30 protein-coding genes are annotated in these 17,950 nt (G+C 52.5%); 2 read left to right on the forward strand and 28 right to left on the reverse strand.

The features are described from left to right. Positions 1-17: 17 nt before the first annotated feature. The 17 genes from A8O29_RS12485 to A8O29_RS12565 all read right to left on the reverse strand — a co-directional run bounded on the left by A8O29_RS12485 (position 18) and on the right by A8O29_RS12565 (position 12,915). Positions 18-725, reverse strand: a complete 708-nt coding sequence (locus tag A8O29_RS12485) for an OB-fold protein (RefSeq protein WP_125353978.1) — start codon at positions 723-725, stop codon at positions 18-20. A 195-nt stretch (positions 726-920) separates the two neighbouring features. Further along, positions 921-1,373, reverse strand: coding sequence for a hypothetical protein (locus tag A8O29_RS12490; protein ID WP_125353977.1), 453 nt, complete (start codon positions 1,371-1,373; stop codon positions 921-923). A gap of 1 nt (position 1,374) precedes the next feature. Further along, a complete protein-coding gene (locus tag A8O29_RS12495; RefSeq protein WP_125353976.1) occupies positions 1,375-1,824 on the reverse strand; it encodes a phage tail fiber protein in 450 nt (149 codons plus the stop codon). 48 nt (positions 1,825-1,872) lie between these two features. Beyond that, a complete protein-coding gene (locus A8O29_RS12500) occupies positions 1,873-3,384 on the reverse strand; it encodes a DUF3383 domain-containing protein (protein WP_125353975.1) in 1,512 nt (503 codons plus the stop codon). Between the two features lie 12 nt (positions 3,385-3,396). Next, positions 3,397-3,930 carry a phage gateway protein gene (locus A8O29_RS12505; protein ID WP_125353974.1) on the reverse strand — a complete coding sequence of 178 codons (534 nt, stop codon included), beginning with the start codon at positions 3,928-3,930 and terminating at the stop codon, positions 3,397-3,399. Continuing rightward, positions 3,927-4,298 carry a phage collar protein gene (locus tag A8O29_RS12510; protein ID WP_148098777.1) on the reverse strand — a complete coding sequence of 124 codons (372 nt, stop codon included), beginning with the start codon at positions 4,296-4,298 and terminating at the stop codon, positions 3,927-3,929. Before A8O29_RS12510 ends, A8O29_RS12505 begins: the two co-directional genes overlap by 4 nt. Continuing rightward, positions 4,295-4,744, reverse strand: a complete 450-nt coding sequence (locus A8O29_RS12515) for a hypothetical protein (RefSeq protein WP_125353972.1) — start codon at positions 4,742-4,744, stop codon at positions 4,295-4,297. Before A8O29_RS12515 ends, A8O29_RS12510 begins: the two co-directional genes overlap by 4 nt. Further along, entirely contained in the window at positions 4,744-5,175 is a 432-nt protein-coding gene (locus A8O29_RS12520; RefSeq protein WP_125353971.1) for a DUF4054 domain-containing protein, read from the reverse strand. The genes A8O29_RS12515 and A8O29_RS12520 overlap by 1 nt, the downstream gene beginning before the upstream one ends. A gap of 3 nt (positions 5,176-5,178) precedes the next feature. Next, positions 5,179-5,544 carry a hypothetical protein gene (locus A8O29_RS12525; RefSeq protein ID WP_125353970.1) on the reverse strand — a complete coding sequence of 122 codons (366 nt, stop codon included), beginning with the start codon at positions 5,542-5,544 and terminating at the stop codon, positions 5,179-5,181. A 45-nt stretch (positions 5,545-5,589) separates the two neighbouring features. Then, complete coding sequence (locus tag A8O29_RS12530) at positions 5,590-6,726, reverse strand: major capsid family protein (RefSeq protein WP_125353969.1); 1,137 nt, start codon at positions 6,724-6,726, stop codon at positions 5,590-5,592. Between the two features lie 73 nt (positions 6,727-6,799). Continuing rightward, entirely contained in the window at positions 6,800-7,048 is a 249-nt protein-coding gene (locus A8O29_RS12535) for a hypothetical protein (protein WP_125353968.1), read from the reverse strand. Between the two features lie 86 nt (positions 7,049-7,134). Continuing rightward, positions 7,135-7,662 carry a structural cement protein Gp24 gene (locus A8O29_RS12540; protein WP_125353967.1) on the reverse strand — a complete coding sequence of 176 codons (528 nt, stop codon included), beginning with the start codon at positions 7,660-7,662 and terminating at the stop codon, positions 7,135-7,137. Positions 7,663-7,671: 9 nt separating this feature from the next. Next, entirely contained in the window at positions 7,672-8,841 is a 1,170-nt protein-coding gene (locus A8O29_RS12545) for a DUF2213 domain-containing protein (protein WP_125353966.1), read from the reverse strand. Further along, complete coding sequence (locus tag A8O29_RS12550) at positions 8,841-9,479, reverse strand: phage minor head protein (RefSeq protein WP_168713854.1); 639 nt, start codon at positions 9,477-9,479, stop codon at positions 8,841-8,843. Before A8O29_RS12550 ends, A8O29_RS12545 begins: the two co-directional genes overlap by 1 nt. Further along, the gene (locus A8O29_RS12555; RefSeq protein ID WP_125353964.1) at positions 9,460-11,028 is read right to left on the reverse strand and encodes a phage portal protein; all 1,569 of its coding nucleotides are present in this window, start codon (positions 11,026-11,028) and stop codon (positions 9,460-9,462) included. Before A8O29_RS12555 ends, A8O29_RS12550 begins: the two co-directional genes overlap by 20 nt. Continuing rightward, complete coding sequence (locus A8O29_RS12560; protein WP_125353963.1) at positions 11,025-12,317, reverse strand: PBSX family phage terminase large subunit; 1,293 nt, start codon at positions 12,315-12,317, stop codon at positions 11,025-11,027. Before A8O29_RS12560 ends, A8O29_RS12555 begins: the two co-directional genes overlap by 4 nt. Further along, positions 12,301-12,915: a terminase small subunit gene (locus A8O29_RS12565; protein WP_125353962.1), complete on the reverse strand. Its 615-nt coding sequence runs from the start codon at positions 12,913-12,915 to the stop codon at positions 12,301-12,303. Before A8O29_RS12565 ends, A8O29_RS12560 begins: the two co-directional genes overlap by 17 nt. Before the next feature lie 108 nt (positions 12,916-13,023). Between A8O29_RS12565 and A8O29_RS12570 the strand changes: the two genes are divergently transcribed. Both A8O29_RS12570 and A8O29_RS22755 read left to right on the forward strand, forming a co-directional pair. After that, complete coding sequence (locus A8O29_RS12570; RefSeq protein WP_125353961.1) at positions 13,024-13,221, forward strand: YodC family protein; 198 nt, start codon at positions 13,024-13,026, stop codon at positions 13,219-13,221. Positions 13,222-13,268: 47 nt separating this feature from the next. Further along, positions 13,269-13,505 carry a DUF6953 family protein gene (locus A8O29_RS22755; RefSeq protein ID WP_125353960.1) on the forward strand — a complete coding sequence of 79 codons (237 nt, stop codon included), beginning with the start codon at positions 13,269-13,271 and terminating at the stop codon, positions 13,503-13,505. Between the two features lie 90 nt (positions 13,506-13,595). Here A8O29_RS22755 and A8O29_RS12580 read toward each other — a convergent pair whose 3' ends face one another. The 11 genes from A8O29_RS12580 to A8O29_RS12630 form a co-directional block, all read right to left on the reverse strand. Then, positions 13,596-13,832 (reverse strand): hypothetical protein, encoded by a 237-nt coding sequence (locus A8O29_RS12580; protein ID WP_125353959.1) that lies wholly within the window; start codon positions 13,830-13,832, stop codon positions 13,596-13,598. A 121-nt stretch (positions 13,833-13,953) separates the two neighbouring features. Then, positions 13,954-14,418: a lysis protein gene (locus A8O29_RS23035; protein WP_476748681.1), complete on the reverse strand. Its 465-nt coding sequence runs from the start codon at positions 14,416-14,418 to the stop codon at positions 13,954-13,956. Beyond that, a complete protein-coding gene (locus tag A8O29_RS12590) occupies positions 14,418-14,981 on the reverse strand; it encodes a lysozyme (RefSeq protein ID WP_125353957.1) in 564 nt (187 codons plus the stop codon). The genes A8O29_RS23035 and A8O29_RS12590 overlap by 1 nt, the downstream gene beginning before the upstream one ends. Continuing rightward, positions 14,959-15,183 carry a class II holin family protein gene (locus A8O29_RS12595; protein ID WP_125354011.1) on the reverse strand — a complete coding sequence of 75 codons (225 nt, stop codon included), beginning with the start codon at positions 15,181-15,183 and terminating at the stop codon, positions 14,959-14,961. Before A8O29_RS12595 ends, A8O29_RS12590 begins: the two co-directional genes overlap by 23 nt. Before the next feature lie 258 nt (positions 15,184-15,441). Further along, the gene (locus tag A8O29_RS12600; protein ID WP_125353956.1) at positions 15,442-15,633 is read right to left on the reverse strand and encodes a hypothetical protein; all 192 of its coding nucleotides are present in this window, start codon (positions 15,631-15,633) and stop codon (positions 15,442-15,444) included. A 201-nt stretch (positions 15,634-15,834) separates the two neighbouring features. Beyond that, positions 15,835-16,524 (reverse strand): bacteriophage antitermination protein Q, encoded by a 690-nt coding sequence (locus tag A8O29_RS12605; RefSeq protein ID WP_125353955.1) that lies wholly within the window; start codon positions 16,522-16,524, stop codon positions 15,835-15,837. After that, entirely contained in the window at positions 16,521-16,661 is a 141-nt protein-coding gene (locus A8O29_RS12610) for a YlcG family protein (RefSeq protein WP_125353954.1), read from the reverse strand. The genes A8O29_RS12605 and A8O29_RS12610 overlap by 4 nt, the downstream gene beginning before the upstream one ends. Further along, positions 16,658-17,020 carry a crossover junction endodeoxyribonuclease RusA gene (rusA, locus tag A8O29_RS12615; protein ID WP_125353953.1) on the reverse strand — a complete coding sequence of 121 codons (363 nt, stop codon included), beginning with the start codon at positions 17,018-17,020 and terminating at the stop codon, positions 16,658-16,660. The genes A8O29_RS12610 and rusA overlap by 4 nt, the downstream gene beginning before the upstream one ends. After that, positions 17,017-17,307 carry a DUF1364 domain-containing protein gene (locus A8O29_RS12620; protein ID WP_125353952.1) on the reverse strand — a complete coding sequence of 97 codons (291 nt, stop codon included), beginning with the start codon at positions 17,305-17,307 and terminating at the stop codon, positions 17,017-17,019. The genes rusA and A8O29_RS12620 overlap by 4 nt, the downstream gene beginning before the upstream one ends. Next, the gene (locus tag A8O29_RS12625; protein WP_125353951.1) at positions 17,300-17,470 is read right to left on the reverse strand and encodes a NinE family protein; all 171 of its coding nucleotides are present in this window, start codon (positions 17,468-17,470) and stop codon (positions 17,300-17,302) included. Before A8O29_RS12625 ends, A8O29_RS12620 begins: the two co-directional genes overlap by 8 nt. Continuing rightward, a complete protein-coding gene (locus A8O29_RS12630; protein ID WP_125353950.1) occupies positions 17,470-17,925 on the reverse strand; it encodes a YbcN family protein in 456 nt (151 codons plus the stop codon). Before A8O29_RS12630 ends, A8O29_RS12625 begins: the two co-directional genes overlap by 1 nt. Positions 17,926-17,950: the final 25 nt, after the last annotated feature.

Consider the following 17,950-nt stretch of genomic DNA (forward strand, 5'->3'; position numbering starts at 1 on the left):
TCAAAGATTGTGAACAGCTATTGATTGTTTTTCATTAGCTCTTCCATGCGTTTTTTCTGCTTATCCGTGGCCTTGGAAACAGAATGGATAATTGCATTGTCGCACCTATTTCCTGGCTTACTGCATGATTTGGTTATTACTTCTTTGTTGTCTTCGTAGATGACTCTCATAGCTGCCTGGAATTTGTTAGTGATTTTTTCCTCTTCCAAAAATTTCACTATATCTGCTTTGGTCTTCTTGGCTGAATCAACAGTGAAAGTACATTTTTTAAGCATAGGGGTATGCATGATGTATTTATCCATAGAGCAAAGGAAATCAATTTTTGATCCTTTCTCTAGCTGGAGAATTTTCTCATCATCACCATCGACATAAAGAAAAATGTTCTCGAACTGATTCTTGCCATCAACCTTCACATACGCATCCCCAGTAGCATTTTCACCGATTTCTGAAGCGATCGATTTTATTCTAACCCTTTTCCCTTTGAGTTTTTTATTTGCAGCCAATTCATTCTTCTCATACATGGCGATGAGTTCTGAAGCGGTGTAGGGACCAACCACCGAGCCACCAATAACCGAATCACCGCCATTCATGAATGTCGTGTACTCATTGTTAGCTATGGATTCAACCATATTGATATAGGCGGGATCTTTTACTGGAGATACATCAGCTAATGCTGGCTGAGCTGCAGCGACCAAAAGTAACATCGAGATAGTTATTTTTTTCATTTAATATTAATCCCATCGCCTTTAAATGATGACGCCTGAACAGGCATTTCAGTCTCGATGCTACCATGGCAACCATTGATATTTAACGTTTAGTTTTAGACTGCTCCATTGCCCACCACTCATTAAATCGCGTGGTCATGACAATTTCCCACAGCTGAAAAGCCTCCTCGAGTGTGACGGAGGTTTTCAGTTCTGTCAGGGTTGCTTGTCCTGCTGAGAGGATCGTTGCAATGAAGCTGTCAGCGTTGACGTAATCAACTTGAGCATATTCTGAACGATACCGCCTGAGGAAATGGAGCGGGTGAACTTTTCGAAGAAAGAGAAATTGTGTTCCAGTAACTCACGTTCAAGGCGCATTAATGCTTCGGCGTCACTCACATGGTTATCTACCAGCGCGGCGGTCGTCAGGCGGATGGTGCTGCCATCTTCCAGAACACGATCGACAAAGGACATCGCCTTGAGCATGATTTTCTCATTCTCGCCGTACTGGTTTTCCTCCCACTGCTTCGCCAGTGCGGCGATAGAAGTCGGATATTTAGCAGCAATCTCCCGACCAGTGATGGCGGGGAACTGGCCTATGATATACCAGCACTTATTGCCATTGCGGTCTGTGACTTCGACACTTTTCGGGTTTAGCAATTCAGCCACGTTACGCCTCCACTCGGCTCATACCTTCGAAAAGGAAGTTATAAACTTTGGATTTGAAGCGGCCGGCTGAAGCAACGGCATTACCAGGAAGACCGTCTTTGATGACGCCTGGAGTCAGGGTAATGGTGGATCCATCGGGGTAGATGCCAACGATGGTTATCACATCCTTCGCAGGTTTTTTGCCACGTGCGGCCCGGTTGGCTTCGTAAATCACCGCCAGGTTTTTGTCATCCTCAGATTTAGGGATTACAGCCAGCGCAAGCGCAATCAGGTTATGAGTGGACCACGTGACCATATCGCCATTAAGCCCGCCCGCACCATCATTGATTTGGAGCGCTGGAAGGTCTAAGGGGTCGGAATCGTCAGCAAATGCAGTAACGGTGAATCCTGCCGGAAAGGTTTTGCTCGCAATTACGCGAACCTGTAGGCCGAAGCCAGAGATGTCTTGCATCGTTTATCTCCATTAAAAAAGCCGCACTTGGCGGCTCTATAGGAATGGTTAAATCAGGATGTCACGGCCGGTAATTTTGTTCACCGCATCGGCTTTCGAATAAAGCAGCGTGTAATCGATGATGTACTTCGTCGTGCCGTTCTGCTGTGCTTCCTCCTGCACGGAAGCATCCAGCCAGTAACCAATAGACTGGACCTGATGCCAGGCTAACGGGTCACCGGTGATCTGCATGATGTAGGCTTTCTGAGTGACGTTGAGATCCTTTTCGGCCTTAATCGTTCCGTTGAACTGCGCGCGTGAAATCGGGTCCTGGAGCAAGCCCAGCACAATAGCTCGACCTTCTTCGGTGGCAGGGATGATCGGGAGTGAAAGCAGCCCTGTCATCAGGACCGCCGTAGCTGCGGCTTTGAACCACTGTTCATTCGCATATACGTTCATCTGAAGCGGGTCGGTTGAAGTCCCGCACAGGTAGCCGTTCTGGTAAAAATCGATGGGCTGTCCAGCATTCTTCGTGCGCCCGTAATAGTTCACACGAGTTGCGTCGATTTCATTGGCTTCAGTGCTGCTGTCTACCTTCGGAGAAATACCGGTGACCTGCTGGAACATATAGTTCTGGCTGGCGTTACGCTGGTTGTAATCCGTTGCTCCCAGAATGATTCCGGGGATCTGCTCGTCGAACTCAGAATTGGTCTCAGCCACGATAGTCAGCGCGCAACCGCCATAGGACTGTAATTCGTTATACCAGTCGGCGTAATCGGCTTTTTTGACTGGGACCAGATACTGATATTTGACGTTCTGCACTTTGTTCCAGGCTGCGATTTGTTTGACGGTCTCCAGATCAAACGGTTCACCACAGAACCCAAATGACCCGTAGTTATCGCTGATTTCATCAGCCTCAACGACGTAATCCATTACCGTTTCAGCAGCGGAACCAGCAGACGTAACCATTCCCTTGGCAACTGTCCATCCAAGGTTATCAGCAATATCGGTACCGGAATCAGAAGACAGAATGCTGATGGCTGCCGGCACAGCGTGCCCTACAAATGCGGCATTGAATTTCTGAGCAATGGCATCGTAAGTGACCGTAGCATCTCCGAGGGATGTTTTCAGTTCAGTCTGAATAATGTCAGCAACATCGGCTAACGACGCGGCGTCGGTAAAATCCAGATCGGCAAGCAGATAATCACTTTGCCCTACTTCAATGCGAACCGAGCCATCGGTAATCGCCTTCCAGGTTGCTATCGTGGTTAAAGCCGTACCACCGACAATCGCAGGTGCTGCCCCGCCGGACACGGCGTCATAATGCGCAAACGAGATTTTTTTCGCTTTGGTGATAATTTTGGAAACAAAACCCAAATACGGCACCGCGCGAAGATATTCTTCGGACTCGGTGCCGAAGGTTGTGGCCACGTCATCCACCTCTGTGAATTCCATGACAGTTCCTGCTGGTACTGCTGCACTGGTCGTGAATAGCCGGAGAATAAGTTCGCGTTCTTTGACAGACGCACCAGCCCCTACGCCGGACGTAATGGCCACGTATTTTTTGATAGAAATGCTCATCAGCAAGCCTCTTTAGACGCGGTAAAACCCGCTGGTAAATTCTTTAACGACGCCGACGGCGTGCGTCAGGGTGAGTTTGTGGCAGACAATCAAATCGAAGCTCGGGACGTTCTCCCATTGCTCCTTTTCGTTCTGAATGTAATTCGAGGTGATCGGTTTAACGACCTGCATCCCCATGCCAGCGTCTTTAAGCGCATCCAGCATGGTTTTGCTCTGGAGCACCATTGACGCCAGCGTGAGCACGCCTTGCACGGTTGGGGTGTCTTCTGTTTCATCTTCCGGCTTAACGAACGGCATCACTGCATTAAACTGAATCGTCTCTGCAACGTTCTGCTTTTCGATAACCAGCGATTCACCATCAACGATTTTCGCGTCACGTGACTGCCAGCCTACGCGCTCAGAGGCTATGTGATGCATAACAAGAGCTGGCACATCTGGCGGCCCGGAAGATACGCCCGCATAGCTTTGCATCACCCGCACTGGCATTCCCTGGCGCGCAAACTCGCCAATCAGCACTTGGCGAAGCAAAACGTAAATTTCATTCATTGTTTGACCGCCACCAGTTGAGTCCAGCCGTCCTGAACCGTCCACGAGGTTGGCTGCTGTACCTGCCACTCAGCGTTGTTCCAGATAATTAAATCTGATGCGCCGCCGCGGTAAGCTGAATGCGCACCGGTCTGGATCCACGCCGTCACATACTCTCGCCCGGTTGTCAGGCCTAGCTGCTGAATATCCTTGAAGGAGAGAGGCTGGACTGAAGCGCCGGGCAGCGGCTCAGGGTCGCCATATGCGTTAATGGTTCTGCCTGCACTGTTTTCCTGCTGCCCGAGGAATCGCTTAATCTGAACGCCTGCCGTTGGACTGATAGCGCTGAGCGCAATGCCGAGAAGGTTTGAGCCTGGAACGAACATCATTTCTCCTTAACGATCGACGTGCAGGTCGCCAGCATCAGCCCTGTAGCCTGGAGTGGCTTCTCAGGCTCGAGTCCATGACGGACACGGCCTGCTTTCGTCGAATCAGCCAACTCAGGCGTATTTACCTGCGTTATCGTCATTCGAACATCACCGGCCGCCAGCTCGCCCAGCGCCTCAAAAACCTGTTCCGGAGTTCGGTGACCACCAGCGACAGCTTTCACACCGATCCCCATCTGCCGGGACCATTCACCGTTCTGCTCGGAAATTGTCGGACGAACGAAAGGTCGAGGCGGGATGCGCTGTTTCGGGCTGCCGTATTCCTGCGTCTGTGCAACCAGGGCGACAGGGGTCCCATCCGGATATTTGGCACTATCCAGCCAGCCCACTTCGGCTTTGAGTTTTCCCATCGCCTCGACCCGCTTAATCAGCTCACTGAGACCGCTCATCAGAACCGCCCTCCCACCTTCCGGAATGCCCGCCGTTCTGGAGAGCCGCCGATGTACCCTAGGCCAATCGACAAACGCGCCAGCAGCGCCGCCAGCTGTTCGCCGTAAGGCGTTTTACCCAGCCAGGACATAAACGCCCCCTTACTGGATGAGGCGTTGAAAAAGCCCACACTGACGGAGCCGACTGTCGCGTTGCTGATAATACCTGTCGCGCCGTTGGCGGGTGCCGCGGGCGTACCGTTAATCACCAGTAAGTGTGCAGTCAGCAACTCGGTCATCAGCTCCTGGCACTTTACGCAGCGGAACCAGCGGTTACCGACGTCGATGTAGCAGTCCACCATGTCGGCCATCAGCAAAATGTTGTCCGTGGGATAAAGCACTGGGTTAACGAACTGCGGGAACTTCTCCCGAAACTCTTCGACGTCGATCATGAGTTACTTCTCCTCTTTGGGAGCCTTTTTACCCATCTTCGCGTAATCCTTAGGCGTGTCTTGAGCGGATTTGTCTTTCTCCATCTCAGAGCCTTTCTCATCAGCGTCGTGGGTATTTTTCCCTTTCTCGTCCACGCTCATGAAGCCGCGGTCAACAAAGCCATTAAACGCAGGGTCGGCGCGTAACAGTTCAAGCTCTTCGGCAGTCACGACCGTGGCTGCGCCTCGCGGCGTCATCATGGTTCGCTTGTCCTGCGCATTGGCACCGCCTTTGATCAATACGCCCTTATCGTAGGTGTCTTTACGGGCGTGGCCTTTCCAGGCAGGGAAAAAGTTATCAGCGGTACAGGATGAATAAACGACTGGCATAGTGTTCTCCAGAAATAGAAAAGGGCCGCCTGGCAGCCCGTTTAATCAGATACCGCTCGCGCGATACACAGCGAAAGGTCGTTTCACCAGCGCGCCAGATGTCGCATTGGTAAAGTCCTCGGTAACCAGTTTGCAGGACGTGTCCACACCCAGCGCACGGAAGCGGGAAGGAACAACCTGATCGATTACGCCGCCGCCGTCAGTACCGGAATCACCCACGCTCTCCGCATAGAGATAGAACACGTCCGCGCCGCCGTTGGCGTCATTCAGCTCAATCGCTGATTTAACGGTCACGTTCGCATAGTTCTCTTTCAGCCAGTCATACGGCGTTTCGCCCAGCTCATTCGGCGTGGACAGATAATCCACCTTGTCAGACGCTACCGCGAGGATGATCGGCGTCGATGTCGGGTCAATAACCTCTTTCGACTTGGTACGAAGCGCGGACAGGCCGGTAAGCAAATCCCGCACGATTTCAGCGTAGGTCTTCTTATCCCAGGTTGTTCCCGCCGCACCAGCAGACACAGTGATATACGCAGGAAGGTTAGGATCGTTCAGATAGCCGTAGATTGGATAAGACGTTGCCCCGTTGTAGCCGTAGAACGCCACACGGTTGCGGGAGATTTCCAGAGCTAGCGATGCTGCATTTCGCTTGGTTCCGGACGAGTCGACACCAATACGACCAGAGCGCAGGCCTTCGAGCTCGCCAACCTGAATACCTTCTTCGAAACGGACAACGCCGCGCTTCTCGTAGGTCAGGTTCCAGCTCGACAAAGGAATGTTTCCGTGGTCGGTGTAAGGCTGCGCTACACCAACCAGTTCCAGAATTTCCTGGATGACCTCTTCGTCTTCCCATGCGCCGGCAGTAACGACGCCCATCAGTTCATCAGCTTTACGTGCAGCAGTGATAACCTGCACCTGGCCTGGAAGCCAGCTTTGCAGGAACTGCATGTACGGGCTGTTTCCCTGTGCCGCATTAACCGTGAGGCCGGGAATCGTTACTGCGGCGTCCATTCCATACGCCTGGGCATAGGTCTTTGCAGCGAACTCGGACATATGGATGCCGATCTTAGACAGCGAACGAACGCTCTCCATTGAGTCCATGGCTACGCCACGCAGCTTACTTTGCAGTAAAAGTGCGGCAGCCGGAGACAGGCGCTTATGCACCGTTGAAGTTTTACGCATTATTATTTCCTTCGAATTATTCTGCTGATGACGGGTGCGTTGATGCTCTCTATCAGGTCAGCTCTTCTTTCGGCTATTGCCAGTCACCCGATATCGGCGCTGAGTCCAGCGAGTTGCCTGCTAAATCAATCACTGAGCATTCAATATTTAGCGTCAGGCCAACCTGATCAGCGGGAGTTGTCCCCGTCACGTGCGCCATATCGCGCTGAGAGTTAATCAGCGATAAACCGCCAGCTGCACCGGTCATCAGGAAGTCGTATTCATATGAACCGTCGTCAGCATCCACCATCGAGTCAGGATTGACGCGCACATAGAAACCCACACTGGAACCTGCAACAAGGAACCCATCAGGAAATGACGAGCTCCATGTTTCACCATCCACGCTTAACTGAACCGTTCCGGCGTCCGTTAAGCTGCTGGCTTTGCCGCCGGGGTCGGAAGCTGCACAAGAGAAACCATTGCCACACCAGTGTTAATGTTAAAGCGCACGACGCGGGAACCGGGAATCAACGTGGCTTCGTCAGGGGCAGTTGATGCTGGCGCAGCAACCAGTGTGCCGTCATCCTTATAGGCGATAGCATCCCCTACGCCCGCGGACGTGGTCAGTTCCATCCACATGCCCGGCGTCTGTGAAGTGGCTTCCAGTTGTGCGCCCGCCTCAATGCCCGGCGCATTACCACCCAGCGCGGAATAAGCCACCCACTGTTTCGGCGATGACAGGATGCCAATGAAGACGCCATCGCCACCAATCGACACAACGCCGTTTTCACCATCTGCCTGCGTCAGCGCTACCGCTCCGAATGGCGCGCGCGTGCCAGGCGTGCCATTAAATACCGTTTTAAGCTGTACCGGCTCAGCACGAACATCACCGGCCAGCGCTTGCTCGCCGGGAATGCCCCAGGCCATATCGTCGGCCACAGAAGTTTGAAAGGTCATGATTGCCCCTTAGAGATCGTCAATTACGGTTGAAACGGCATTGGCTTTGTTCGGTGCTGCGTCCTGTCCGAATGCCACGATGGTTGATGGCTGAGCGGCTTTCACTGCCAGCGCAGCGTTCAGTGCTGAAACTTCATGTCCGGTAGCCACATCTTTGATGCCCAGCTTATTTAGCCCGTATTTGGCGACCGCCACGGTATCCATGGAGTCGCACGCAAACGCCCCAACAAACGGAGTAAGTCGTGCTGCCAGTTCATTACGCTTACAGAGTTCTTTCAGCAGCGCGCCAGTGTCCTGGGCTTTAACCTGTTTCTTCAAGTTGCCGAGTTCTTTGGTCAGCGCCGCGATTTTCGCATCCTGTGCTTTGCTTTCTTCGCCAGGCTCTTCATCTTCAGCCTTTGGAGCTGCTGGATCTTCATCCGTGGCCTTTGGTGCATTCGGGTCTTCATCTTCCGCAGGTGCTGGCGCAGGGTTCAAAGGGTCTTCATCCACCACTGGTTCGGCTGGTGCTTCCGGCTGATTCATCTGCTGAAGTGCAGCCATAACAGCGGCAAGCTGTGTCGCATCCAGTTTCCCGAGCGCGGCGATCAGTTCCTCTAAAGTCATCGTTTTATCTCCGTCGGAGTTTTGGTTAATGGCCTGATCCATCACTGCGACGTCAGGTCCTGTTCTGCCCTCATCAACTCGGGCGAGATGGTTTCCGCAACGCAGATTGCGCTGCACATACTGATACTGCAGCCCCTCGAATACGCCAGGAGCATGCTCAACGTCGTATTTGTAGGCCGGTGATAGTTGTGCTTTTCCTGATTCCAGCTCCTGCTTTAATTCGTCCGAAAAGACGCGCAGGTTGGCTTTAAGGTAGGGGTAATCGAAATAAACCTTCTCGCCGACGATCCCATCCACTCCCACATCGCCAGGGTTCGCACCTTCCGCGCCGAGCCAGGTGTGATTGTTGATGAAGGGGATTAACTTGAAGGATTCCAGCGTCTCTGGCCTGCTGAGTTCTTCCGCTGGCCGGTACACCTGGTAAATTTTGTTGGGGTCTGGCGCGCCGGGTATCTCACTCCCGAGGTAGTCGAATACACCGACTTTGCTGATTGGGTTGCCCTCGACGTTAATCCACCCGTTGTCATCAACAACGCGCGCTGAACGGTCCAGGGCTTTAACGCTGGTTGTCATTATTTCACTCCAAAGTCGATGACCAGCTTGAAGGTGCAGCGACAATTCGGCTCCTCGCCTGGAACGACATTCTGGCCTTCGTCGCCGACTGGAAGCCCGGTATCCAAATCGAATTCTTTACCGTTCGCTTTAACGTGCAACGGTCGCGAATGCGCTGGCCCGCGGTGGGAGTGGATCCAGATGCCACGCTTAGCGCCGACAGACTTAGCCTTCATCATGGCCGTGTCGTTGTATGCCTTTCGTGTCTGGTCCATTGCCAGGTTCATAGAGCGCCGCGTCAGCTTTCCATCCGCATCCGTCAGAATGTCGCTCAGCGCCGATAAGTCGCCAGGCTTCTCCGCGACCGCTTTCCTTATCCGCTCGATGTGTTCCGTTGGCAGCGTGGAAATCAGCTGTGCGTTCTTCTGCGCTGCTTCCTGAAAGTAACCTTTCACCTGGTCTGCGTTGATAGCGTCGTCGAGTTTCAACGCAGTGAATTGCCGTTGAGTGGATTTGTCGACACCAGCAAGCACAGGGGCAAACATCGCGGGGGCGTAATCGCGGAAAAGATTCGCGTATCGGCTTGAGAGGGTTGTTAGTTTCGAATCGAGAGACGGGCCGCCGGTTGCCAGCAACTCATCAGTCAGGTTGCCCTTCATCCAACCGACCAGTTGTCTCAGTCGGCGCTGGTACTGCTGTTCCAGGTACAGCGGGCTGTAAAAGGGTCGAGATTTGTTTTGCCAGTCTTTCGGCGTCAGCGTCTCCGCCATCATCCACCTCGTCAAATTCATAGCCGCTGGACTCGTCGTCCTTCAGCTTCTGCTGGTTCTGCTCTGCACTCACCACTCCCAGGTCCTGCCAGATTTGCGCGGTCTGTGCTTTCGCCAGGCCAGTCTGTGCCTGTTCGGATTCGGTCGGTTCGTCCAGAGGATTCCATACAATCTCGACATCGAGACACTCGCCGAATTCGGATTTGGTCAGCAGCTGATAATGATGGTTAAGGAAGGGCGTGCCGTGGTGCTCCTGAATCCCGGCCAGCGTTTCGCGGTAGGCGCCTGTTTCATACTCCCCCGTTGGGTTGAAACCTTTTGGGGAAGTGCCGAGCAGCCTTGTTGAAGGCATCTCAGCCACTGAAGCCGTGAGCTGGTATTCGGTCATGATTACCGTGTCGACATCACCAAGGGATGTTTCGTGCTGGGTGTAAACGTCATCAGTACCGAGGTTCATGAACCCGAAGTTGTCGCGAGATTCTGCCGCCAGTTGTTGCTTCTGCGTGTACGCATCAGGATCCGTCATGGCCTCGTCGAGGTCCGTATTAATGACGTTCATGCGCTTCGACATGAGCAGTTGCGGCCCCTCATTCGCCGACCGTTCAGCACAATAGACACGCTCCCAGATAAGCTGGGGTAGTGGCAGGCCGCCAAACTGATACGTCGGCTTCAGGACATCAGGCACTTCGGCATAACGGATAATCACCAAGTGCGAGCGGTGATATCGCTTCCCGGCAATGCGCCAGTAGGTCGGTTCGTAGAAGTTCGGTGCCGCGGGGTCGGACACATCCACGCCGTCGAGCTCAGGTGAGCACCAGTAAGGGTCAACCTGGCTGACCCCCTGATAACTCCCTTCCGCAACGCCGTCGATATTGAACGGCTTCTCATAGTACTTAGGGTCGTCATTCTTCACGTTGAAGATGGCGATACGAATCCCGAATACTCGGTTGAAGCGTGCAAACTCCTGAACCTGGCGCTTGATGTCGCGTTTCCGGTCAATCTTCTCCAGCTGCTGAACCTGCTCCGGAGAAATGCCGGTAATCTTCCAGCCGTTGCGCGTGGCATCTTCTGGGGGAATTTTACAGGCGCGGTTAACAAGCCATTGCTGAGCCATTACGGCGCAGAGCTGGTAACCGATAAACCCTTGCGACAGGAACCAGCCAACAACGTTATCAGGCACACCGCCGAGTGTTGAAAAGCGATAGCCGGCTAACGGCGCTTGGGTGCAGGACTCATCCATCGCCCTGCCTTCACTGCTAACCGCCGTTGCATTACGCACAGGAAAAGCAGCTTTCTCGATGTCATCCAGGGTGAAATGCTTATGCTGGACGTGCGTCGAAAATACCCCTGAAATTTTTTTCTTCTCAGGTTCCGCTGCTGGCGCTACCTCTTCGAGAATTTTTGAGGGTTTAGGCCAGAACCATTTCAGCCATTTCATCCGAATATGCCCTTTCCTTTTCTGCGGATCAGCCCATCCAGCGAATAGCGGACGGCATCCCAGCAGTGGTTGTTTTTATCTTCGATGACCGGCAGCACCTCGTTAGTGATGCGATCTGTTTTGTAGGAATAGAGCCGGGCTTCTTTGGCCGTCTCTTTGCATCGCGGGTGGATAATGATTTTTTTGAAACCACGCAGGAAGGTGATGCCATCCTCAACGCTCCCCTGCCACTTTTTAGCGGAGGAGATATTGAAGCCCTGCGCTTTGATGTGGCTAATCGTCTCAGGCCTCGAGTTATCGGCTTTGATAGACCACTTGCGGGCCTCTGGAATGCCTGGGAATTTCGCTTCGTCAGTGACCTTCCACTCTTCAAGCTGCTTCGCTTTGGCGCCGCTTTTGCCAGCGTAAAACTTCCACATGTCGTCGAGTTCAACGTGTTTCCCGTACGCCTCGTATTCGATGTGCAGGCAGTTATCGAGGATAAAACCGCGGATAAGTGTCGACGGGTCTTCTGCAAACCCGAAGTCCCCACCAAACAGCAGACGGTCTGCTTTTTGCCAGAGGTCATCAGAGAAGCTCTGAACCACATAGCGATTAGCCAGTACCTGCTTGTTGGAGTTTTCGAGATAAGCACCTTCCCATATCCACGCATAATCGGCGTAGTCCAATACCGCGAGGTCATCCTGCCGTTCTTCTTCCAGAACGTCGGGGAACCACGGGTTATCGTTGAAGTTCATCTCAACGAAAATAGAGTTCTTTGGAGGAGTCTTTCTGAATCGCTTATCAGTAGCGCTGCCGTCTTTTTCCGGGTTCCACGTCACCCAAATTTCGGAACCCTTCTCGCGCACCGTGGGGCGAAGTTTTTTCCAGGCAATGTCGGATACTGATTCGGCTTCATCGACCCAGGCCAGCAAGATACGGGCCTTTGATTTGATACTGTCGAGGTTATGACGCAGACCACAGAACACGAAACTAACCCGGCGGTTTTTGGTGCGGATGTACTTCTCACCGATATCGAAATAGTTATTGAGCCAGGGAACGGAGCGTATTGCCTGCTTCACCTCTTCCATACTCGATTCTTCGAGGGAGTTCATGTATTCGCGGCCACAGAGGATGACGCCGCTAATACCTTCCTCTGCTTTCTCATACGCGCGAACGGCGCTCATCAATGCAAAGGTACGAGTTTTCCCCGAACCACGGCCACCATAGGAGCCACGATAACGAACATTTTCAGCGGTGAAGACAGGTACGAGTTTCGCGGGGATCTGGAGATCAACTGTTTCCCCCATCTGGCGAAACTCCTACTAAGCGAATAACGGTTGGTTTTTGGATAAGGCTTCCATCAGGGTTAGTGAGTTCGTTCTGCACTACCTTCGGTGCTTCCCATCCCTGTAGTTCTGCGAGCTGTTTAATGGCCGCCTTTGGATCGTGAAGTTTTATCTTCAACCCCTGCGGTCCGGCGGTTAGTTCCGCGATGGCAGCCAATGCTTCTGGCGTGACGAGAGCAGAGTCTTTGAAGCTCCACGAGGCCTGCATGATTGGGTTACCTTCTTCATCTTCACCAATCATACCGTTACGAAATTCGGCCAGGTCGAACAATGATGCTCGCCCGAGCGAAGTCAGTCGCCTCAGTGCTTCTTCGCGACCCATGATGGCCTCATCTACGACCTCGCCCTGAACTGATTTGAGGAACGCCACAACGTTAACATTTGCATACATCCGCGACGCAGCTGCACGCATCGCATCGCCTTTGGCTTTCCCTTTGGCGGCCTTGTAAGCGTCGGTCTGGTTCTTGCCTTTGATGAGGGCCAATGAGAATTTTTGTTGAAGTGGAGTCAGCGCATCGAAAAGGTGCTGCTGCTCTGATGTGAGCTTTTTCGATGTCATGGATGCTCCGCTAATTATTTGACAAATATCAATCTTCTGGCCTTGAAAGTGATTTATTCACCTCAAGATCTGTTACTGGCATTTCGCCAACTTATGAGGATTTAAGCCATGCCAAAAGCTTCACCTAATTCGTCACAACCCTCATTCAATGTAGGAGATTTGGTTGTCTTAAAATCTGGAGGCCCAGAAATGACAATCAAGTTTGTTTATCAAGATGAGATTCTTTGTCAGTGGTTTGCAGGCAAAAAATTGGAGCAGGGTCGTTTTGCTCATGATTCATTAACAACACCAAGCCCAAAGCCGTAGACCCAAGCAATACTGCGTTATCTGTTAGTGATGTTACACAGTGGATGATGTCTACGCTTGCTTCGGAAGGGAGCCTGTATCAACAGGATGTTGTAGACTATTTGGTGAAATCATCTAACGAGCAGCATCTTAAAGAAAATGCAGATGGAAACCAGGCTCTATCAACCAAAGTCATAAATACCTTCCGAGTTGACAGCGGTGAAAATGTTGTTTGGGTCAAACCAGATAAGTACTGGCGATATCGGGTTGCTGAAGACGAATCGGGTCGTGAAGCACGCGGTTAACGTTAGGGCGATAACTTCGCCCTTCGCTGAGCCATTACGATGGGCCTGCCCATTGTGATGGCAACAAAAAACCGCCCGGAGGCGGCATGCTTAAATTTTTTCATATTCGTCTATGTGATAAAGGTGAATGAACTTTTCATCCGGCCCACCAAATATCGCTGTAATAGAATCCTCATCCCTACCTGAAACAACGATATGTTTCCCCCTCGAATCAGGCATAAACATAGCCTTCACTACATGTTCCAGATGGTGCCTGAACTGCGCATGCAGCTCCTTTTCCTCTTCAAAAGGGATGTTTTCTGTAAGTTCAAAATATCGGTATGCCATGCGGTTCTCCTTATATGAACGCATCCCATATTCGAAGAATTTCAGTAACACGGCAATAACAAAATAATTAAAGAAAAGGTCCGTTATCGAAGCCCCGCGATGAAGGGCTTCTGTAATGCCATCAGTTGCACTGAGTGTTGATGTATTCCTGCAGCGCTCTCAGGGCTGTTTGGTCGCTGATGATTCCGGACCGGATACCGAGAACGTTTCGTCCAGCAACTGGAGAGAGTTCGACGGAGACATCATCGCCCACGCTGGCGGTGCCGGTGGTTTCGGTATTGGCTGGCACTGGACAATTGCCTTTGACGAGCACCCGCCCACCATTATCAAGCTTGCGCTGAAGAGCATCATTCTCAGCTTTGGCATCTGCCAGCTCCTTTGTGTATTTGGCATCGAGCGCAGCGACATCACGTTGCCTGGTCTGCATATCAGTAATGGTGGCGTTCGCCAGTCCCAACGCCTTAGTTTTATCATCACGCTGCTTTTTGTATTCGATGGCGTTGTGGCGATAGTGATCGACCATCAAAGCCATGGCGATCAGCAGTGCAATGATGATAGCGCCGATAACAACAGTGACCTTCCCCATCAGAACACTCCCGGTGCCGACGGTGGGGTGCCCGGATTAAGCGGCCCGAATCCATCATCCATTTTCTGAGGCTTTTCTTTCCACTCGCAGACTTCGCGCTCAAGGTCGCGCCGGGAAATAAGCCCCTTCCACTGCTTGCCACCGGCATATGTCCAGCGCTGCAACTCTTTGCACGCGCCGGGAACGTCGCCTGTGTTCAGTTTCTTAAGTAACGTTGAACTGGCGAAAGCACCAGAGCCAACGTTATAGGTGAAGGAGTAAAGCGCGGCGCGGGTAGGCTCCGGGATGCGAACCTTGATCCGCGGGTCGATGGCGTTTGCCACCTTTCGCAGATCTGCCTTCAGTAAGTTGTCGCACTCCTTGTCGGTATAGCGGTGACCGCGACGAATATCGGCGCCGGTGTGACCATCGCAAACAGTCCAGACTCCGACGACATCCTGATATGCGTAATAACGACGCCCTTCCAGTCCATCAGCATTGCCCAGCATGACAGAAGCAATGGCGATCGCCCCTGTACCGCTAGCAATGGCACCCACCAGTTTATTCCTGAGTGTCGGGTTCATCCTGGCTCCTGTTTCGGCGGTTTTCTTCGCGGATTTTGAAGTAGAGGTTTGTTAGATAGGTTAATACGGCAATGATAATGCCGACCAGCACACCGATAGCGTTCCACTGCTCAGGGCTGTAGGCGTTTAGCATTCCGTTGAGGATGCTCCCAGCAGAAGCGCCATAGGCCGCACCAGTGGTTATTTTTTCCATTCGATACATGCTCTCACCTCCGAAGTTGTCGGGGTGCTGTGTCGTTGTAGAGGAAAGCGCCTCACCCAATGCAATCAAAGGTAAGTGGTTAGCTGTATGGATGGGCGCGAATAAAAAAGCCCGCGACATGGCGAGCAATATGAGGGTATGGCATTGAGCCGAATAGCTCTTGTAATCGGCTCGCATATTGAGCCGAATAATTTCAGGCAAATAAAAAGCCCTGCTTTCGCAAGGCTCTGAGCTCAGCTTATAAAATCGGGCTTGGAGCTAAAGTTCCGGTTCTTCTATGGGCCCGGAGAGGACTTCAACTTCTCCGTTATTGCACAGGTCATGGCCCCTGGTGACATACCACACACCAATGACTTCATCCCCTGAATCAAAGTCGTAACCCGCTTCAGGAGTGTAGTAGGCAATCTGTCTCCCACCGTTATGCTGAATCCAGTAGTAACCTTCTTTCATAGCCACCTCCCATTAGAGTATGAGAAGTATAAGCCTGATAAAGAACGATGGCTGCCAAAATTAGTACAGGCGAAATGAAGAGCAAATGTATAGAAGAAGGCAATAAAAAAGCCCAAGGCGTTAACCTCGGGCTTAAATTCTTTTTCTGTCGACAACCAAAGCTATGGCGACGATATCAGATTTACACGAAATATAGCCCTTTCAGTTCGGTTTTGCAATAACTTGCTCGCAATTAGCTGCCTTTTGTTGTGAACGTAATCGAGTTACTGCAATCAATGCTCCGGTATCAAGCCGGGTAAAAGCGTCACGCATTGCCAACCAGTGAGGAAGATAAGTTTCTGTCCAGGTGGATTTAGCAACACCAGCCAGCGACGCCAGCAGTTGATATTCATATGTCTCGTACCCTGCTAACTCGGCTTTGACGTCCTGTGCCGCCAGCCAGATCAGTTGTTTCAATCGCTCCATAGTCTTCCCGGCCATCTTGCGCGCGCCCAAGAGCTCTTTGAATTCGGCCCATGCCCATTGTGTTATCGTCACCTGGTATTCGAAGCGAATATTCTCGCTGTAGCTCCAGAGCAGCCACGCCTTTTGGTGCTCATCGAGAGACAGTACCGCCCGCCGCCATGAGGCAGTGCCAAACTCTACCGGCTGAACCAGCGCGATGGATGAACTCTTGGCGCGTGACTGCCGCCCGGGAATAGCTGGGCAGCTCGGATTCACCATGCGTCCGGTTACCGGGTCGACAATCTTCTTGCGCCCCCGACTGCGTGCCGTCGCGGTAAATTGCGCGTTCTCAGCGAAAGCGACCAGTTGCCCTTTTGTCGCCCCACTCAGATCGGCAGTCGCAATAATCAGCTGCTGGCGTATAAATTCCAGGTGTTGAGTGTTCATGCTGATGCTCCTGCTCTCTGGTAAATACGAATGAGGTTCTTTAGGATCCGGTAGTCAATGAGTACGGAGCCCGGACGGCGATAAATGCGAAGGCTTTGCCAGCGCCGGCGGAGTGATTCGATGAGTTCTGGTTTCACGCGGCCTCCAGTTCAGTAATGGTCAGTTCAAGCTTTCCACCTTTGACCATTGGCATACGCTTAACCCGGTAATCGTCGACCTGCTGGTCGTCCTGCCAGAACCCAGCCTTAGTCAGCGCATCGAAGGCAGCCTTTTGCAGATTGTCCAGATCCCGGCGGCGGCGATCAGGCATATGGCACTCGATGCTAATCTTCACCGGCACCTTGATTCCGATGTCCAACATCGCTTCTTTGATAAGCTGCGTGACGGCGGTCCTGTAGGCCAGCCCTTCGGTGCTGATGTGTGTCCGCCCGCGATTATGCCGGTAGTAGCGGTTGTTGCTTGGCGGCCAGGGCAGCGTGATGTTGTACGTATTCATGCCTTCACCTTCCCTTCTTTCAGCCAGATAACCTGTGTACGCGCCATACCTTCCAGAGCGCACTCCTTTGCATACTCCGCTTCAACAAAGTGAGTCCGGCGGTCCATTTCGTCGTGACAGCTTGAGCACGCGATGGTGGCGATTAGGTCAGGTGGTTTGATGCCGGTGCCGCACAGACCAGCCAGTCGAATATGGGCCAGCACAGATGTCTCAGTGTTTCCGTTGCACACGCCAGGGATCCGCACCTGACACTCACGACCGCGCGCTGCTTGCCGTAAATCAGCCATGATTCCTCCTTGCCGCCAGGCGCAGCCACTTCTGATCCACCAGGTTTGCGGTGTAGCCTTTAAGTGTTGGGATTTCGGACGGCTTCAGTACCGGCTTACGCTCACGGCGCGCGGGTACCTTGAAGATGTGATTGTTGCAGACTCGAGCAAGAGGGTTTTTCATCAAGCCTCCTGCTTTTCGCGCAGCTGCTGGAATTCACAGCCGTTGGGGATCGTCAGTGCCAGGCCGAACTGAGCGCACCACATCTCAACCTTACACAGGAAAATATGCATCTCGCCGGTGTCGAGGTCAGCAGTGTGCCGCGGTTCCCAGGTTGTAGTTTTCTCGCCGGTGACGAAATCGGTGTAGGTAACCTCTTCGCTGCCGAGGTAAGTTTTCTTGAGGTTGCGCTTTACCCACTCCGGCGTAGCATCAGTGCGCCCGGACTTGATGAGGTATTCGCTAATTTCGGTGTACCACATGTGGCTGAGCGCGTTCTGTGACAGACTGCGTTTATCGCGCCACTGTTTGACCTGAAGGCGCAGAGGCTGACCGGCAGCGAGTTGCTCCTGTAGCATCTGACCGATGGCAGCGAAGTTACCTGCATGCAGCTTGATACCGCAGTGAGGGATATTCATACGCCACCTCCGAGAGGTAACGCAG

This window comes from Scandinavium goeteborgense (assembly GCF_003935895.2).
Taxonomy (GTDB): Bacteria; Pseudomonadota; Gammaproteobacteria; order Enterobacterales; family Enterobacteriaceae; genus Scandinavium; species Scandinavium goeteborgense.

What these genes read in the sequence shown, in the direction of transcription:
- A8O29_RS12485 (WP_125353978.1), bottom strand. Translation starts at nt 725, where the DNA reads ATGAAAAAAATAACTATCTCGATGTTACTTTTGGTCGCTGCAGCTCAG.
- A8O29_RS12495 (WP_125353976.1), bottom strand. Translation starts at nt 1,824, where the DNA reads ATGCAAGACATCTCTGGCTTCGGCCTACAGGTTCGCGTAATTGCGAGC.
- A8O29_RS12500 (WP_125353975.1), bottom strand. Translation starts at nt 3,384, where the DNA reads ATGAGCATTTCTATCAAAAAATACGTGGCCATTACGTCCGGCGTAGGG.
- A8O29_RS12505 (WP_125353974.1), bottom strand. Translation starts at nt 3,930, where the DNA reads ATGAATGAAATTTACGTTTTGCTTCGCCAAGTGCTGATTGGCGAGTTT.
- A8O29_RS12510 (WP_148098777.1), bottom strand. Translation starts at nt 4,298, where the DNA reads ATGATGTTCGTTCCAGGCTCAAACCTTCTCGGCATTGCGCTCAGCGCT.
- A8O29_RS12515 (WP_125353972.1), bottom strand. Translation starts at nt 4,744, where the DNA reads ATGAGCGGTCTCAGTGAGCTGATTAAGCGGGTCGAGGCGATGGGAAAA.
- A8O29_RS12520 (WP_125353971.1), bottom strand. Translation starts at nt 5,175, where the DNA reads ATGATCGACGTCGAAGAGTTTCGGGAGAAGTTCCCGCAGTTCGTTAAC.
- A8O29_RS12525 (WP_125353970.1), bottom strand. Translation starts at nt 5,544, where the DNA reads ATGCCAGTCGTTTATTCATCCTGTACCGCTGATAACTTTTTCCCTGCC.
- A8O29_RS12530 (WP_125353969.1), bottom strand. Translation starts at nt 6,726, where the DNA reads ATGCGTAAAACTTCAACGGTGCATAAGCGCCTGTCTCCGGCTGCCGCA.
- A8O29_RS12540 (WP_125353967.1), bottom strand. Translation starts at nt 7,662, where the DNA reads ATGACCTTTCAAACTTCTGTGGCCGACGATATGGCCTGGGGCATTCCC.
- A8O29_RS12545 (WP_125353966.1), bottom strand. Translation starts at nt 8,841, where the DNA reads ATGACAACCAGCGTTAAAGCCCTGGACCGTTCAGCGCGCGTTGTTGAT.
- A8O29_RS12550 (WP_168713854.1), bottom strand. Translation starts at nt 9,479, where the DNA reads ATGAAGGGCAACCTGACTGATGAGTTGCTGGCAACCGGCGGCCCGTCT.
- A8O29_RS12555 (WP_125353964.1), bottom strand. Translation starts at nt 11,028, where the DNA reads ATGAAATGGCTGAAATGGTTCTGGCCTAAACCCTCAAAAATTCTCGAA.
- A8O29_RS12560 (WP_125353963.1), bottom strand. Translation starts at nt 12,317, where the DNA reads ATGGGGGAAACAGTTGATCTCCAGATCCCCGCGAAACTCGTACCTGTC.
- A8O29_RS12565 (WP_125353962.1), bottom strand. Translation starts at nt 12,915, where the DNA reads ATGACATCGAAAAAGCTCACATCAGAGCAGCAGCACCTTTTCGATGCG.
- A8O29_RS12570 (WP_125353961.1), top strand. Translation starts at nt 13,024, where the DNA reads ATGCCAAAAGCTTCACCTAATTCGTCACAACCCTCATTCAATGTAGGA.
- A8O29_RS22755 (WP_125353960.1), top strand. Translation starts at nt 13,269, where the DNA reads ATGTCTACGCTTGCTTCGGAAGGGAGCCTGTATCAACAGGATGTTGTA.
- A8O29_RS12580 (WP_125353959.1), bottom strand. Translation starts at nt 13,832, where the DNA reads ATGGCATACCGATATTTTGAACTTACAGAAAACATCCCTTTTGAAGAG.
- A8O29_RS23035 (WP_476748681.1), bottom strand. Translation starts at nt 14,418, where the DNA reads ATGGGGAAGGTCACTGTTGTTATCGGCGCTATCATCATTGCACTGCTG.
- A8O29_RS12590 (WP_125353957.1), bottom strand. Translation starts at nt 14,981, where the DNA reads ATGAACCCGACACTCAGGAATAAACTGGTGGGTGCCATTGCTAGCGGT.
- A8O29_RS12595 (WP_125354011.1), bottom strand. Translation starts at nt 15,183, where the DNA reads ATGTATCGAATGGAAAAAATAACCACTGGTGCGGCCTATGGCGCTTCT.
- A8O29_RS12600 (WP_125353956.1), bottom strand. Translation starts at nt 15,633, where the DNA reads ATGAAAGAAGGTTACTACTGGATTCAGCATAACGGTGGGAGACAGATT.
- A8O29_RS12605 (WP_125353955.1), bottom strand. Translation starts at nt 16,524, where the DNA reads ATGAACACTCAACACCTGGAATTTATACGCCAGCAGCTGATTATTGCG.
- rusA (WP_125353953.1), bottom strand. Translation starts at nt 17,020, where the DNA reads ATGAATACGTACAACATCACGCTGCCCTGGCCGCCAAGCAACAACCGC.
- A8O29_RS12620 (WP_125353952.1), bottom strand. Translation starts at nt 17,307, where the DNA reads ATGGCTGATTTACGGCAAGCAGCGCGCGGTCGTGAGTGTCAGGTGCGG.
- A8O29_RS12625 (WP_125353951.1), bottom strand. Translation starts at nt 17,470, where the DNA reads ATGAAAAACCCTCTTGCTCGAGTCTGCAACAATCACATCTTCAAGGTA.
- A8O29_RS12630 (WP_125353950.1), bottom strand. Translation starts at nt 17,925, where the DNA reads ATGAATATCCCTCACTGCGGTATCAAGCTGCATGCAGGTAACTTCGCT.